We start from the raw sequence: 14912 nt of genomic DNA, 5'->3' as shown, positions 1-14912 counted from the left end.
TCATAACACCTGTTAAAATGAACCAAAAATGATATAAAAAAAGTCTCACCCCTACACTATCCCTACATTATCCCTTTACTATCCCTACATTATCCCTACACTAAGACCTGTCCTAAAATAACTATACAGATTAATAAATAAATCCTATTGCAGTTATACAACTATAATTTTAATCCTACTCTCACTTTTACGGTTGTCTGTTGACTGTTAATGCGGATTGTCAAAAATCATTTATTTTGCACCCATCACCTTTTACCTCAAAAAATAAAATTTCTTCAAACAAAATACTACTTTTGCAACTCAAAAAATATCGAATTAAGATGTATAGAAGTCATACTTGTGGGGAATTGAATCTTTCTCATGTCAATAGTGAGGTTACCTTAGCCGGTTGGGTGCAAAAATCACGTGATAAAGGATTTATGAATTGGGTAGATTTACGCGATCGTTACGGCATTACACAATTGATTTTTGATGAAAGTAGAACTGAAAAATCGGTTTTTGAAGCTTCTAAAACTCTGGGTCGCGAATTCGTGATTCAAGTAAAAGGAACCGTTATTGAACGTGAAGCCAAAAACAAAAATATTCCCACCGGAGACATTGAAATTTTGGTTTCAGAATTGACGATTTTGAATGCCGCTCAACTCCCACCATTCACTATAGAAGACGAAACCGATGGCGGTGAAGACATTCGCATGAAATACCGTTACTTGGATATCCGAAGAAATCCGGTGAAAAACTCGTTGCTTTTCCGTCATAAGGTTTCGATGGAAGTACGTAATTATTTGTCTCAACAAGGCTTTTGCGAAATTGAAACTCCGTATTTGATAAAATCTACTCCCGAAGGAGCTCGTGATTTTGTTGTGCCAAGTAGAATGAACGAAGGCCAATTTTATGCCTTACCGCAATCGCCACAAACCTTCAAACAATTGTTGATGGTGGGCGGCATGGATAAATATTTTCAAATTGTAAAATGTTTTAGAGACGAAGATTTGCGTGCCGACCGTCAACCGGAATTCACCCAAATCGATTGCGAAATGGCGTTTGTGGAACAAGAAGACATTTTGAATGTATTTGAAGGCCTAACCCGTCATTTATTAAAAGAAATCAAAGGCGTTGAAGTAGATAAATTCCCAAGAATTACCTACGATTATGCCATGAAAACGTATGGTAACGACAAACCGGACATTCGTTTTGACATGAAATTTGGGGAGTTAAATGCCGTAGCTCAGCACAAAGATTTTCCGGTTTTTAATGCCGCCGAATTGGTAGTTGGTATTGCCGTTCCCGGTTGTGCATCGTATTCCCGAAAAGAAATTGATGCATTGATTGATTGGATCAAACGTCCGCAAATAGGGGCTACCGGAATGGTATACGTGAAATATGAATTAGACGGAAGTCTCAAATCGTCTGTAGATAAATTTTATGACGAAGCCGATTTGAAAAAATGGGCTGAAATTACCAACGCCAAACCGGGGGATTTAATTTTAATTCTTTCCGGAAAAGCGGATAAAACCCGAACCCAATTATCGGCACTTCGTATGGAATTGGCCACTCGTTTAGGCTTGCGAAAACCAGACGAATTTGCTCCTCTTTGGGTTGTTGATTTCCCATTATTAGAATGGGACGAAGACTCGCAACGCTACCATGCGATGCACCATCCGTTCACTTCACCCAAACCGGAAGACATGCAACTCATTGAAACCGATCCCGGAAAAGTGCGTGCCAATGCCTATGATATGGTGTTAAACGGAAACGAAATTGGTGGTGGTTCCATTCGTATTCACGACCGTGATTTGCAAAGCCGCATGTTCTCCTTATTAGGATTCACCCCGGAACAAGCCGAAAACCAATTCGGATTCTTAATGAATGCCTTCCAATTTGGTGCACCGCCACACGGAGGTTTGGCCTTTGGACTTGATCGTTTGGTAGCCATTTTAGGCGGACAAGAAACCATTCGCGATTTTATTGCATTCCCCAAAAACAATAGCGGTCGCGATGTGATGATTGATGCACCGTCTGCTATTGATGAAGCACAATTGAACGAATTGCATATTAAATTAGACCTAAAATAAAACCATTTAACCACATAGAAACCTAGTTTTAACGAGTCTATAAACCATAGATCAATACTTGATTTCGCATAGCTATGTTTTACTACTTAGAGTAAAACGACCCTCTAACTATTTCATTCTATGTTTCTATGTGGTTTTTGTTACTAAATTTATCACAAACAAAATAAACCATGAAAAACGTCCTTCGCCTACTCTTTTTCGCTGCATTAGCCTTTGTTGCCTATGGCTATTTTATTAAAAACACTCGAGGAACCGAAGGGGATAAATGGGTTGGAATAGGCGTTTTAATTATAGCCTTGGTTTGGATGCCGCTTTTTTTGTGGCATCGTTATAAAAACAAGAAATTAACCGACTTCGTTTTAAAAAACAACAACAAAACCACCGAAAATACTGAAAATCAATAATTTTCACAAAAAAGTAACCTTGTTTTAACATTTGTAATCATTTAAAGACTACCTTTGGCAATTATTAATTATTTTTTGATTACACAATGCGTACAGGTAAAGTAAAATTTTTCAATGAGTCTAAAGGTTACGGATTCATCACAGATGAAGAAACTGGAAAAGACATCTTCGTTCACGCAACCGGAATTAAAGCTGAAGAGCTTAAAGAAGGTGACCGTGTTTCTTACGAAGAAGAAGAAGGAAGAAAAGGTAAAGTAGCAGCTCAAGTAGCTGTGATCGAATAATAGATATTATTTAGATTACCGAATGAATGGTTAACGTCTCGAGCAATCGGGACGTTTTTTTATTAGTAAAAACACAGATCCGTTTGTCGCATACCCGTTAAAAAAATGGGAATACTTATAAAAAATTATTGGGGCGTGCCCCCAAGGGTCGTGCTTTCGCCACTCGCTTTTGGGTTTCCTCCCTTCGGGCTGCAACCCAAAGAGCTCAAACAATGGCTCAATCACTCACGCAGTCTGTGCTTCAATACAAAAATGTGCTAACTTTGTAATACTCTATTTTTTTATAAAGTCTCTACTCCCATGAACCACCACTTTCGAAAAGCCACTCCCGCTGATGCCCCACACATCTGGACCATTCTACAAAATGCTATTCTTCGCAGAAAAGCCGATGGTAGCAATCAATGGCAAGACGGTTATCCCAACCCGGAAATCGTTGCACAAGATATTGAAAAAGGAATTGGTTATGTGCTAACCGATAACGAAACAATTGTGGGTTACAGTGCCGTGTTAATCAATGACGAACCCGAATACGATAACTTGCAAGGCGAATGGTTAACCCACGGTGATTTTGTCGTTTTTCATCGGGTAGCCATTGCCGAAGGCTATACGGGTCAAAATTTGTCTAAAAAAATCATTGACTTTATTGAAGCTTTTGCCTTGGCTAATAACATTCACAGCTTGAAAGCCGACACCAACCACGATAATTTTGCCATGATGAAAATCTTTGAAAAAGCCGGATTTGTGTTTTGTGGCATTGTGCATTTTAGAGGTAGTCCGAGACGGGCGTATGAAAAGGTGTTGTGAGTTGTCGGTTGTCGGTTGTCGGTTGGTGGTTGGTGGTTGTGACTGCGACTGAAAACTCCTTACTCCTTACTCCTTACTCCGATTTCTTATCAACATTAACATTCGTTCGTTTCCAAAAAAAAGAACAATCTCCTACCTTTATACCATGTATGCATTAGTAGATTGTAATAACTTTTATGTTTCCTGCGAGCGGGTGTTTCAACCGCAACTCAACGGAAAACCGGTAGTCGTATTGTCCAACAACGACGGATGCATCATTTCCCGTAGCGATGAAGCCAAAGCACTGGGTATTGCAATGGGAGCCCCTGAGTTTCAAATGCGACAGGTGTTGAAACAACACAACGTTACGGTTTTCTCCTCCAATTATGCGTTGTATGGCGACATGAGCAGTCGCGTGATGGCCGTTTTAGGACAATTTACTCCAAACATAGAAGTATACAGTATCGACGAAGCTTTTCTCAACTTTGACGGCATGACCCTACCGGATTACCAGCAATACGGTTTGGAAATGAAAAGGCGAACGTTGAAATGGTTGAGTATTCCCGTTTCTGTAGGCTTTGCTCCTACCAAAGCCTTGGCCAAAGTAGCCAATAAAATTGCCCGTAAATTTCCGAAAGAAACCTTGGGCAGTTATGTAATGGATACGGAAGAAAAACGCATTAAAGGCTTAAAATGGACTAAAATTGAAGACGTTTGGGGCATCGGTTTTCGGTTGACCAAAAAAATGAAGGCTCAAAATATTCATACCGCTTATGATTTTACACTACCACAACACGAAGCTTTTATTAAAAAAGAAATGGGTGTGGTAGGCAATCGCTTGCGTTTGGAATTATTGGGCCAATCGGTATTGGAATTAGAAGAACCGAAAGACAAGAAAAATATTGCCGTAACCCGCAGTTTTGACGGCACGATTTCCTCTTTTGACGAGATGAAAGAACGCGTTTCTACTTTTGCTACCGTTTGTGCAGAAAAGCTTCGCAAGCAACAATCGTGTTGTTACGGCGTCATTTTATACCTCAGAAAAGACAAGCACAAAGTAGAACGCGAACGGTATAACTTTTACCGCATGGAAACCCTGCCGTTTGCCAGTAACTCTTCTATCACGATAAGCAATTTGGCCATAAAAATGTTGAAAGAGCTGTTTGAAGAAGGCGAAATTTATAAAAAAGCAGGGATTATTGTGACACAAATTATTCCGCAAGACCAAAAGCAATTTCACTTGTTTGAAGAAGAAAATCCGAAGCACCAAAAAATCATGGAAGTGATGGATGCTTTTCACCTGAAAACCGGCGAACGAAAAATTCGATTGGGCAATCAAGATTTGCAACGCACCTGGAAGATGCGTCAAAACTTGCTTTCACCAAAATATACAACGGATATTCGGGATGTGTTTAGGGTGAAGGTGGGTTAATGTGGCAATTCGGCAATTCGGGAATGTGTCAATTCGGGAATGTGTCAATTTGAAAATTTGAAAATTAGTGTATGACAAAAACGAAACTTACCTTTTTTATACCGGATTTAGACAATCCCATCGAACTTCCGTTTATTAAAGCGGGGATTAAGGCCGGATTTCCTTCGCCGGCGGCCGATTTTGATGAAAGTAAAATCAGTTTGGACGCCGTGTTGGTGAAGCATCGGGAAACCACTTTTTATGCCAAAGCTTCCGGTACCTCTATGATTGGAGCAGGCATTGACGATGGCGACATTATGGTCATTGACCGCAGTTTGGAACCCAAAAACAATAAAATTGCTGTTTGCTTTTTAGATGGAGAATTTACCGTAAAACGCATTAAAGTAACCCAAGAAGAAGTCTATTTAATGCCTGAAAACAAACTCTTTGAACCCATCAAAATCACGGAAGAAAACCAATTGATTATTTGGGGGATTGTGACATATGTGATTAAGAAAGTGTATTAAATATAGGAATTACTTATGTAAACCCTAAAACGCCCTTAAAATTCGGTAATACCGGGTAAGGAGAGTTCTAGGGTTGCGAATCTTTTATAGGAAATTTATTCTGAAAACATTGTTGAGGAGGAGTTTTAGAAAACAAAAAAACCTCCCATTTCTGAGAGGTTTTGTACCCGGAGTGGGAATCGAACCCACACTCCTAAGAACACGAGTTTGAGTCGTGCGCGTCTACCAATTCCGCCATCCGGGCATGGATACTTATTTGTGGGTGCAAATGTAAATAATTTTTTGACATATTTTCAAGAAAAATGTGGAAAAATTGCTTTAGAAGTTGATTTTTATTTCTAAATTTGCACCTCGTTTCGGCAACACACAACTAACTAACTACAACCGAGACGTTTACACTTTGCTTGTTTGGACTACAGTCCAAGCCAAAAAAGGGATAAGCGTATCGGCCTAAAACAACCGATTAAAATGTCACACCACGAACCCGAAGCAAAAATTTTTGCTTGTTCAAAAAGTGTCTACTTAGCAGAAAAAATAGCTCAAAACTATGGAATTCCGCTAGGTAAAGTAACGTTCTCTGAATATAGTGACGGTGAGTTTCAACCGTCTTTTGAAGAATCCATTCGCGGTTTGCGGGTGTTCATCGTGTGCTCCACTTTTCCCAGTGCAGACAACTTGATGGAACTTTTACTCATGATAGATGCAGCCAAAAGAGCCTCAGCACGACACATCACACCTGTAATCCCCTATTTTGGATGGGCTCGACAAGACCGAAAAGACAAACCAAGAGTGCCCATAGGAGCTAAACTCGTTGCCAAACTACTGGAAACGGCCGGAGCAACCCGAATCATGACCATGGATTTACACGCCGATCAGATTCAAGGTTTCTTCGAGAAACCGGTAGACCATTTGTTTGCTTCTACCATATTCTTGCCCTATTTAAGAAGCTTGAACTTGGAAAACTTGACCATTGCTTCTCCGGATATGGGGGGATCCAAAAGAGCCTATGCCTATTCTAAATTTTTAGAATCGGATGTTGTAATTTGTTACAAACAACGCAAAATGGCCAATGTTATTGACACCATGGAACTCATTGGGGAAGTAAAAGGAAGAAACGTCGTTTTAGTGGATGACATGATTGATACCGGTGGAACTTTAGCAAAGGCCGCCGATTTAATGATAGAAAAAGGAGCTCTTAGCGTTCGAGCCATTTGTACACACGCCATTTTATCCGGTGATGCGTACGAAAAAATCGAAAAGTCTAAACTGAGCGAATTAATAGTAACCGATTCTATTCCGTTAAAGAAAGAATCCAACAAAATCAGAGTGGTGAGTTGTGCACCGCTTTTTGCTGAAGTTATGCACATGGTGCAACACAACAATTCCATTAGTGGAAAATTTTTGATGTAGATTTTTGAATGGTGATGGGAAATTGGTGAAAGGTAATAGGTTAAAGCTAATAGGTTTTAGAACTTACAAAACAGAAATCAGATTGCCAACAACCGACAACAGAAAACGAATTTTTATTTATTAATTATATATATTTTACAATGAAATCGATTACGATTAAAGGATCAGAAAGAGAAAGCGTAGGCAAAAAAGCAACAAAAGCCTTACGTGATGCTGGAATGGTTCCTTGCGTTATTTACGGAGGAGATCAACCAGTTCATTTTGCAGCAGAAGAAAAAGCGTTCAAAGGCTTGGTTTACACTCCAAACGCACACACTGTTGTAATTGAATTAGAAAACGGTAAAAAAGCTGATGTTATCTTACAAGACATCCAGTTTGACCCCGTTTCAGATAAAATTTTACACATTGACTTCTATCAGTTGAAAGACGATAAAGAAATCATGATGGAAATTCCGGTAAAAATTACAGGAACTTCTCCAGGTGTATTGGGTGGTGGTGTTTTACGTTTAAACCAACGTCGTTTGAAAGTAAAAGCTCTTCCTAAAAACCTTCCGGATTTTGTAGAAGCTAATATTTCTGAACTTCAAATGGGTAACAAATTGTATGTTACCAAAATTGAAACTAACAATTTCAAATTGATGCACCCAGACAATACGGTTGTAGCTCAAGTAAGAATTTCTCGTGCAGCTATGAAAGCGGCTCAAGAAGCTGCCAAAGCAGAAAAAGGAGCAAAAAAGAAAAAATAATTTTATTTTCTTTATACCCAAAAGCATCGGTTTTCGCCGGTGCTTTTTTTTTATTTTTACTGCCATTCACTACTAAACCAAGACTGAACACTTTGACGTTGAGATCCTTCCTTCGTCAGGATGACAAGATTGGCGGATACTGAGACTGAAAACTGCCTCCTTTTTCAAGAACCTATTCCTGCTGTTCCCTTCAAGCGGGTTTGCCTCAACCGTTTTTTCTAAACCACCCCAAGAGCTTCTAAAGTCGCTTTGGGCTGTCAAGAAAAAAAGGGTTTAGGCTGCACCAGGCTTTCCGTTACCATCAGGGGTAAAACGCTCTCCAAATCAAAATCGGGTAAAATGAGAAACTTTCGTACTTTTGCCAAATGCTAAAATGGATAACCGCTCTTTTTAAAAATCAAAAAACAGCCCTACCACCGGATATGAAAAAATTTCTTATCGTCGGACTCGGAAATATCGGAGCCGAATATGTCAATACCCGTCATAACATTGGGTTTAAAATACTTGATCACTTGGCTAAAAAAGAAAATTTCAGTTTTCAAACTGCCAAATTAGGTGACATTGCCGAATATAAAATTAAAGGCCGAACCCTAATTTTACTAAAACCCAACACCTATATGAATCTTAGCGGGAAAGCCGTAAAATATTGGATGGAAAAAGAAAACATCGAAAAAGACAATATTTTAATTATCACAGACGACTTAAACCTGAGTTTTGGTACCCTTCGCATTAAAAGTAAAGGTAGTGACGGAGGACATAATGGCTTAAAAAACATTCAAAGCCTTTTGAACACCACCGAATACCCACGCTTTCGATTTGGAATAAGCGACCAATTTAAAAAAGGTCAACAGGTAGATTATGTTCTCGGAGTTTGGAATGAAGAAGAAAAAAAACAACTTCCGGAACGATTAGACACCGCCTGCGAAATTATTCAATCTTTTGCCCTAGCCGGATTGAGCAATACCATGAACACATTTAATGGAAAATAAAAAAAACCTTTCTTTCGAAAGGTTTTTTGGTTTTTAAATTGGTTTAAAATTATTCTACTATAATTCGTTTTACTGTTTTAGCTCCCGAATCTGTAATACTTAAAAGATAAACCCCAGATTGAACTCTGGAAAGTTGAACCGGATGTAAAATAGTTCCGGTATTTTCAACCGTTTCGGTATATACTTTTCTACCTTGAATATCAAAAACTTCAAGCAGTACCGGCTCTACAGAAGCCGAATCGTAACTAACTGTAAAAGTACCTGTATTGGGATTTGGATAAACCACTAAATTCTGTATAACTGCATCTGCAACAGATAATGGAGCTTGAGTACTACACAAGTTTAAACTCCATGAATTGATGGCCCCACCATCTAAATTAAACACATCCAAAACACGTAAAGTCCAGGTTCCTTGTGCATTTTCACCATTGAAAGCCGATAAAGGCTGAACCGGACGAACCGTTCCGGAAATTGCCGGATTGGTTGCACAAACTACGGCAGAACCCGAATCGTCAAATGTGGCAGTAATATTTTGACGGTTTGAACTGGTACAAGGATTGGAAACCAATTGTACTTCGGTTCCCGAAGGACTTATTAATGTTATAATCATATCGTTTACCCAAGTATGCGTAATATTTACGGTTACATTCACATCAGATAAAACCGTTGATGTAGGTACATTTAATACAGAACTTACGGTAACATTGGCTGTTGTGGGAATAGCAATAGGCACATTGGTCGAATTAAAATTTGAACAAATGACTTGCCCTGTAGCGAAAGTAAACGTTGTTGAAAACGCCCCCATACAAGCCGCATTTTTGGGCATTACTCGCCAAAAATAATTGGTTACTTCTGCCAAATTACTTGCCGTATAACTTGCTCCAGAAACTGTTGCAGAAGCGACAATATTTGAAAACGAACTGTCTGTAGCTATTTGAATATCGTATAAAGTAGCATTGGGTAAGGCATTCCAAGTTAACGTCAAATTGGTAGACTGACCCACCGCATTGGTAACCGGAGTTACAAAACTGATTGGAGCAAAATTGGAATCAAATAATTGCAAGTAAAAAGGAATATTTTTTACCGTAGCCCCCGAAGTTGCCACCACCGTTATGGGATAAAATCCAGTTGGAGTAGAACCTGTACTGGTAACCGTCATGGTAACCGTACCGTTTGCAGAAAGCGTCTGCGGTGAAAACGCCACGGTTGTACCCGCCGGAGCTCCTGTAGCTGTAAAACTTACCGCATCTGAGAATCCCGCATACGCCACATAAGGAAATGTATAGGTTACCACATTACCAGTACAAGATGCTTTATTTTGCTCACCGGCTACCCCGTTAAAAGCTACGGCAAAAGTTGATGCCGGAGCCGAAATAGTAAAATTGGCATTCGAAATATCATAAAACACATGCTGATTCCCTTTTACCATAATTCGGTTATTAGCTCCCGGTAAATTGGGTACAGTTATCGTTTCGGAACCGTCATTGGGAACCTGACTTGCCAAAAGATGTGGATAACTCAACCCTCCATTGGTAGATAAAAATATGTCTACATAAGGAGCGTTTACTCCATTGGCCGTTGTACCTGCTACATCCCAAGTAACACTTTGATTGGTACCCGCTTGCCAAGTTAAAGCTGTATTTGGTGAAGTTACCAAAAAGGGTCCAGCAGCAGTAGTAACCGTAATTTGCATCGCATCAGAACCGGTTTGACCGCCATTGAGGACATTATCCCTGGCTGTTAAAACAAAATTCATCGTGCGATCTACACTACTTAACGATTCTACAGCAATCTCGGATCCTTGAGTTGTGGATTGATTGGCAATCACACTTTGCAATCTTGGAAAATAGCGACTGGGAGAAAGGGTTGGATTGTAAGATCTAAAGTTAGGTCCGTCGGTTTTAGTAGCAAAAGCACCACTACTGGCTCCCGTAGAAGCTGTAGCGGTATCGTTTTGTTCCCAACAATAAGTCATAGGATTACCGTTGGGGTCTACCGCACTACCGGTTAATACAAATGGCGTTGAAGCCGGAATGATATAATCCGGACCGGCATTAACCACCGGAGCTCCATTGGCCAAAGGAATACGAGTGGGACACGTTTTGGTCTCCATGTTATCTTGTACTTGCTTGATACTGGCATAAATGAAATAATCATCCGAATTGGGTTGAACATCTCTGGTAGTAATTCCGGCATATCCCATAATCGTTGAGCCACTACCGGGTTCAACATTTACACCGGAACCTTCTAAACTGTGTGAAAAGGTATGATTGGCTCCAAATTGATGGCCAAACTCGTGAGCTACATAATCTATATCAAAAGTATCTCCAACGGGTATGGCATTGGCCGGAGAGGTGTAGGCTCTTCCTTTTGAACCATTAACACACACGCAACCAATACAACCGGCACTTCCTCCTCCTCCAGAGCCCCCAAATAAGTGACCCACATCATAATTGGCTTCACCTATAACATTGGTTAGTGTAGTTTGCAATTGGTTACTCCAACTTCCCATAGTAGTATAAGGGTCGGTAGCCGGATTGGTGTATACTATGGTAGCATTATTGGCAATTAAATTCATTCGGATAGCAAAATCACGCTCAAAAACACCGTTTACTCTTGTCATTGTAGCATTCATACCTGCTAATGCCGCATTTACAGTTCCTCCAAAATATTGAGCATACTCGCCATTACATGACAATGCCAAACGGAAAATCAACAATTCACCCGAACTGGACTGAGTACCCAAACTTTCTCTATTGGCATTAAGCTCAAGTGTCATTTTGTGATCTACAGTAGCACAGGTAAAAGGCAATTTCCCTTTGGTTCGGGAAGATACATACAACGCATAAACGGTTCCGTCTGTAGTGTATGGCTCCATAAACTCAGTGCGACTACCGGCTCGAAACGTCATCGTTTGAATTCCTCTTGGGTCTAAACTTATGCGGATTTGAGCTGTTGGATCGTCTAATCCTACTCCAATATAAGAACGGATTTCAGGAAATTGAGCTTGTAATTCAGGTTCAAAGTTTGATGCTTCATGCACTTCAAAACGCTCCATTGTTCCGGATAACGAAGGCATCAGAACTACAACTCCTTTTTGTTTGGAAAAACGATCTGACGCGGTACGCAAATAATTTGAAAACGCCTCTTTTTGTAAAGAATAAACCTGAAAATCATCCGGAAAGTTTTCACGTTGCACCGCTACGGTGCGTTCATCTGAATTTTTGCGACTATAAGAGCTCCAATAATCTTGGGTTTGTGCATACCCTAAAACAACAGGGAATAAGGCTAATAGGATAAGTAATTTTTTAAACATGATAGTGATAAATTTGTTGGATTGTCAAATATATACTTTTTCTGTTTTTTTTGAAAAAAAATAACTGTATTTTCAATAAAAATTGAAAAAATGTTAAAAATAAACTCAAATCAACCCAAAAAAGAAAAGACTTCTTAAAGAAGTCTTTTCAAAAATAATGCGTGATTTTATATTATTGAATTACAATTCGTCTTACCTCTTTACGTTCACCCGAAGTTACGCTCACCACATAAACTCCCGATTCAATTACTCCGGATTGGATGGGCTGCTCAAATACTGTAGTGCTTTCGTATTTTCTTTCAAAAACCAAACGCCCTCGCATATCATACATAGCCACGGCAACGGGATCTGAAGAAGGGTTGGAAAACTGAAGGGTAAACTCTCCTTGGTTGGGATTGGGGTATACCGTCAGATCCGCAATTCCAAAGTTTGATGTTGCTAATGTAATCTGTTGTGTACAAATTTGCAAGGTTATGGAATTCACGGTCCCGGTATCTCCATTTGCATTATCATTGAATCCAAAAACCCAATTTCCGGCCGAATTTTGTCCGTTGTATGCACTCAAAGCCTGAAAAGGAGCATAGGTACCTTGTGTAGGTGTCGCACATACAATTGCTCCGGCAGCATCATCAAATGTAACATTTAAGTTATCGTTATTACCACATTGTCTGTTAAACAAATCAACTTGCGTACCTCCGGGACTCAACATTGCGATTCTCAAATCGGCCAGCCAAGTATGGGTTAAATTAATTCCTACATTTACATCGGTAATGGTTACCCCTGCGGGAACATTTATAGTACGAGTTAGAAAGGTTGTGGTATTGTCCGGAATGGCAAAAGGCGTATTGAAGGTATAGTTTGTACACGAATTTACCACTGTAAATCCAATAGCAAACGGAGCACTATTTACCGCATAATAAATATTTCCGGTTGGTTTTATCATAATTCTACAAAAAGGTGCTGCAACATTGGGCACTGTAATGGTTTGATTGCCATCATTGGGCGTGTTGGCTGCTAAAACAGTTCCAAAAGTTTGACCTCCATCTGTAGAAAGTAGAATATCTACATTGGCAGAACCCACCAAAGCCGTAGTTCCGTTTACCGCCCAAGTGATGGTTTGGGTTGTACCCTGATTCCAAGAAATCCCTGCCGTATTTTGTGAAGTTACTTCAAAAGGCCCTACAGAAGCATTAACCGTAATGGCAGCCGCAGCGGTAGCCGTTTGACCTCCATTGGGTCTGTTATCCCGTGCAGTTAATGTGAAATTCAAAGTTCTTCCAACGGTTGATACCGATTCCCAATTGGTACTTAATGCATTGTTTAACACATTTGTCAACGAGGGCATGTATCGCACCGGGGTACTGGTTGGAGTAACCGATCGGAAATTGGGACCCACCAATTTTGTTGGAAAACAAAAACTGTTTTCGGCAGTTACACTGGAATTGGCATTGTCATTTTGCTCCCAAGTAAAAGTTGCTCCTGAATTATTGGTAGGATTGGTCCCTGTCAAAATAAAAGCGGTTCCGCGAGGGATCGTCCAATTTCCACCGCCCGTAATTGATAGCGTAGGATTGGACAAATTAGTGGTTACGGGGCACGATTTACTCAACAAATTGGTTTGTACTTGCAAGATACTGCGATAGGTAAAATAAGCATCGCTATTGTTTTGCATGTCATAGGTTCCGGTAACTCCGGCATAGGCCATGATGGTAGAACCGCTTCCGGGTTCTACATTCACTCCAGCACCTTCTACAGCATGAGAAAATGTATGCGTGGCACCCAGTTGATGTCCCATTTCGTGTGCCACAAAATCAATATCAAACGAATCGCCACCGGGCACTCCATTAGAAGGTGATGTATAGGCACTTCCTTTGTTTTTATCCAATAAACTTGGGGTATCGTCTACACAAACACAACCAATACAACCGGCGTTTCCACCACCGCCTGAAGCTCCAAACAAATGTCCGATATCGTAAGCAGCATTTCCTAATACTGAGGTCAATGTATTTTGTACTTGAAGATTCCATCCGTTTGTATTATTGGTATTGGCATTACTTGTACCGGTAGCAGCATCTGAGTAGGGATCGGTAGCCGGATTCAAATAGATAACCAAATTATTGGTAGCAATGAGCAATAATTTTACAGCAAAATCACGTTCAAAAACCCCATTAACGCGAGTCATGGTAGCATTCATTCCTCCCAATGCACCGGCAACGGTTCCTCCGTAATATTGAGCATACTCTCCGGTACATGAAATAGCCAAACGCATAGTTTTGTAAAGTCCATTAGAAGCCTGAATGGCATTTAATTCCTCCGAGCTGGGTAAACGTTGAGCCATAGCCTGGTCTTCGGGTGTAAAACAGGTAAACGGTAGTTTTCCTTTGCTTCGATTGGATTCGAAAATAGCATAAACTCCTCCATCAGCACCATAGGGCTCCATAAACTCGGTTTTGCTTCCGGCTCTAAACACCATGGTTTGTATACCTGTAGGGTCTATACTCATTCGCAATTGTGCCGTTGGATCGTCAATTCCGATTCCAATGTAGGAACGAATTTCGGGATATTGAGCTTGCAATTCGGGTTCAAAATTGGAGGCCTCAAAAAGCGTAAACTGCTCAAAATTCCCTTTGGCATTAGGCATCGTAATTACAATTCCGGCTTCTCCCGAAAAGCGATCGGCAGCAGCGGAAATTTGTTGTTTAAATGCCTCTTTATTTAATTCAAATAACAAAAAGGATTCCGGAAAATTTGAGCGTTGTGCCGTTTTGGCTACATCTGAAACCGATTGGGTAGTCGATTTCCAATGGTTTGTCTTTTGAGCCAATGCAAGGGTGCTCAAAAACAACAAACTCACAAAAAAAGAGTATTTTTTCTTCATCTTTGATAGTTTCGATTAGTTGTCAACAAATATACGGTATTGATACTAAATTGGTTTATTTTTTAACTACTTCTCCATAAAAAAATCAAAAT

Annotated in this window: 11 protein-coding genes and 1 tRNA gene; 9 read left to right on the top strand and 3 right to left on the bottom strand. The window is 40.0% G+C overall.

The features are described 5' to 3' along the window. Positions 1-320: 320 nt before the first annotated feature. The 6 genes from aspS (at position 321) to V7M80_RS03845 (ending at position 5481) form a co-directional block, all read left to right on the top strand. Entirely contained in the window at positions 321-2072 is a 1752-nt protein-coding gene (aspS, locus tag V7M80_RS03870; RefSeq protein ID WP_333694154.1) for an aspartate--tRNA ligase, read from the top strand. Between the two features lie 170 nt (positions 2073-2242). After that, on the top strand, positions 2243-2476 hold the full coding sequence (locus V7M80_RS03865) for a hypothetical protein (protein WP_333694152.1): 234 nt from the start codon (positions 2243-2245) through the stop codon (positions 2474-2476). 86 nt (positions 2477-2562) lie between these two features. Further along, complete coding sequence (locus tag V7M80_RS03860) at positions 2563-2760, top strand: cold-shock protein (protein ID WP_333694150.1); 198 nt, start codon at positions 2563-2565, stop codon at positions 2758-2760. 300 nt (positions 2761-3060) lie between these two features. Then, positions 3061-3564, top strand: coding sequence for a GNAT family N-acetyltransferase (locus V7M80_RS03855; protein ID WP_333694149.1), 504 nt, complete (start codon positions 3061-3063; stop codon positions 3562-3564). Between the two features lie 145 nt (positions 3565-3709). Then, the gene (locus V7M80_RS03850) at positions 3710-4975 is read left to right on the top strand and encodes a Y-family DNA polymerase (protein ID WP_333694148.1); all 1266 of its coding nucleotides are present in this window, start codon (positions 3710-3712) and stop codon (positions 4973-4975) included. A gap of 71 nt (positions 4976-5046) precedes the next feature. Continuing rightward, positions 5047-5481, top strand: coding sequence for a LexA family protein (locus tag V7M80_RS03845; protein ID WP_333694147.1), 435 nt, complete (start codon positions 5047-5049; stop codon positions 5479-5481). Between the two features lie 164 nt (positions 5482-5645). Here the strand turns inward: V7M80_RS03845 and V7M80_RS03840 are convergent. Then, positions 5646-5725 (bottom strand) — tRNA-Leu (locus V7M80_RS03840). A 224-nt stretch (positions 5726-5949) separates the two neighbouring features. On the opposite strand from V7M80_RS03840, the gene V7M80_RS03835 reads away from it, so the two are divergent. From V7M80_RS03835 to pth, 3 genes are all read left to right on the top strand, one after another. Further along, the gene (locus V7M80_RS03835; protein ID WP_333694146.1) at positions 5950-6891 is read left to right on the top strand and encodes a ribose-phosphate pyrophosphokinase; all 942 of its coding nucleotides are present in this window, start codon (positions 5950-5952) and stop codon (positions 6889-6891) included. Between the two features lie 140 nt (positions 6892-7031). Then, positions 7032-7637: a 50S ribosomal protein L25/general stress protein Ctc gene (locus V7M80_RS03830; RefSeq protein ID WP_333694144.1), complete on the top strand. Its 606-nt coding sequence runs from the start codon at positions 7032-7034 to the stop codon at positions 7635-7637. 365 nt (positions 7638-8002) lie between these two features. After that, positions 8003-8626 carry an aminoacyl-tRNA hydrolase gene (gene pth, locus V7M80_RS03825; protein ID WP_333694143.1) on the top strand — a complete coding sequence of 208 codons (624 nt, stop codon included), beginning with the start codon at positions 8003-8005 and terminating at the stop codon, positions 8624-8626. 49 nt (positions 8627-8675) lie between these two features. Here the strand turns inward: pth and V7M80_RS03820 are convergent, their stop codons facing one another. Both V7M80_RS03820 and V7M80_RS03815 read right to left on the bottom strand, forming a co-directional pair. Further along, positions 8676-11942, bottom strand: coding sequence for a zinc-dependent metalloprotease (locus V7M80_RS03820; protein ID WP_333694142.1), 3267 nt, complete (start codon positions 11940-11942; stop codon positions 8676-8678). A gap of 172 nt (positions 11943-12114) precedes the next feature. Next, positions 12115-14820: a reprolysin-like metallopeptidase gene (locus tag V7M80_RS03815; RefSeq protein ID WP_333694141.1), complete on the bottom strand. Its 2706-nt coding sequence runs from the start codon at positions 14818-14820 to the stop codon at positions 12115-12117. Between the last annotated feature and the right edge of the window lie 92 nt (positions 14821-14912).

Source organism: Flavobacterium sp., from assembly GCF_036759525.1.
Lineage (GTDB): Bacteria > Bacteroidota > Bacteroidia > Flavobacteriales > Flavobacteriaceae > Flavobacterium.
The sequence above is the reverse complement of the archived record's forward strand: the minus strand, read 5'-3'. Positions and strand labels throughout refer to the sequence as shown.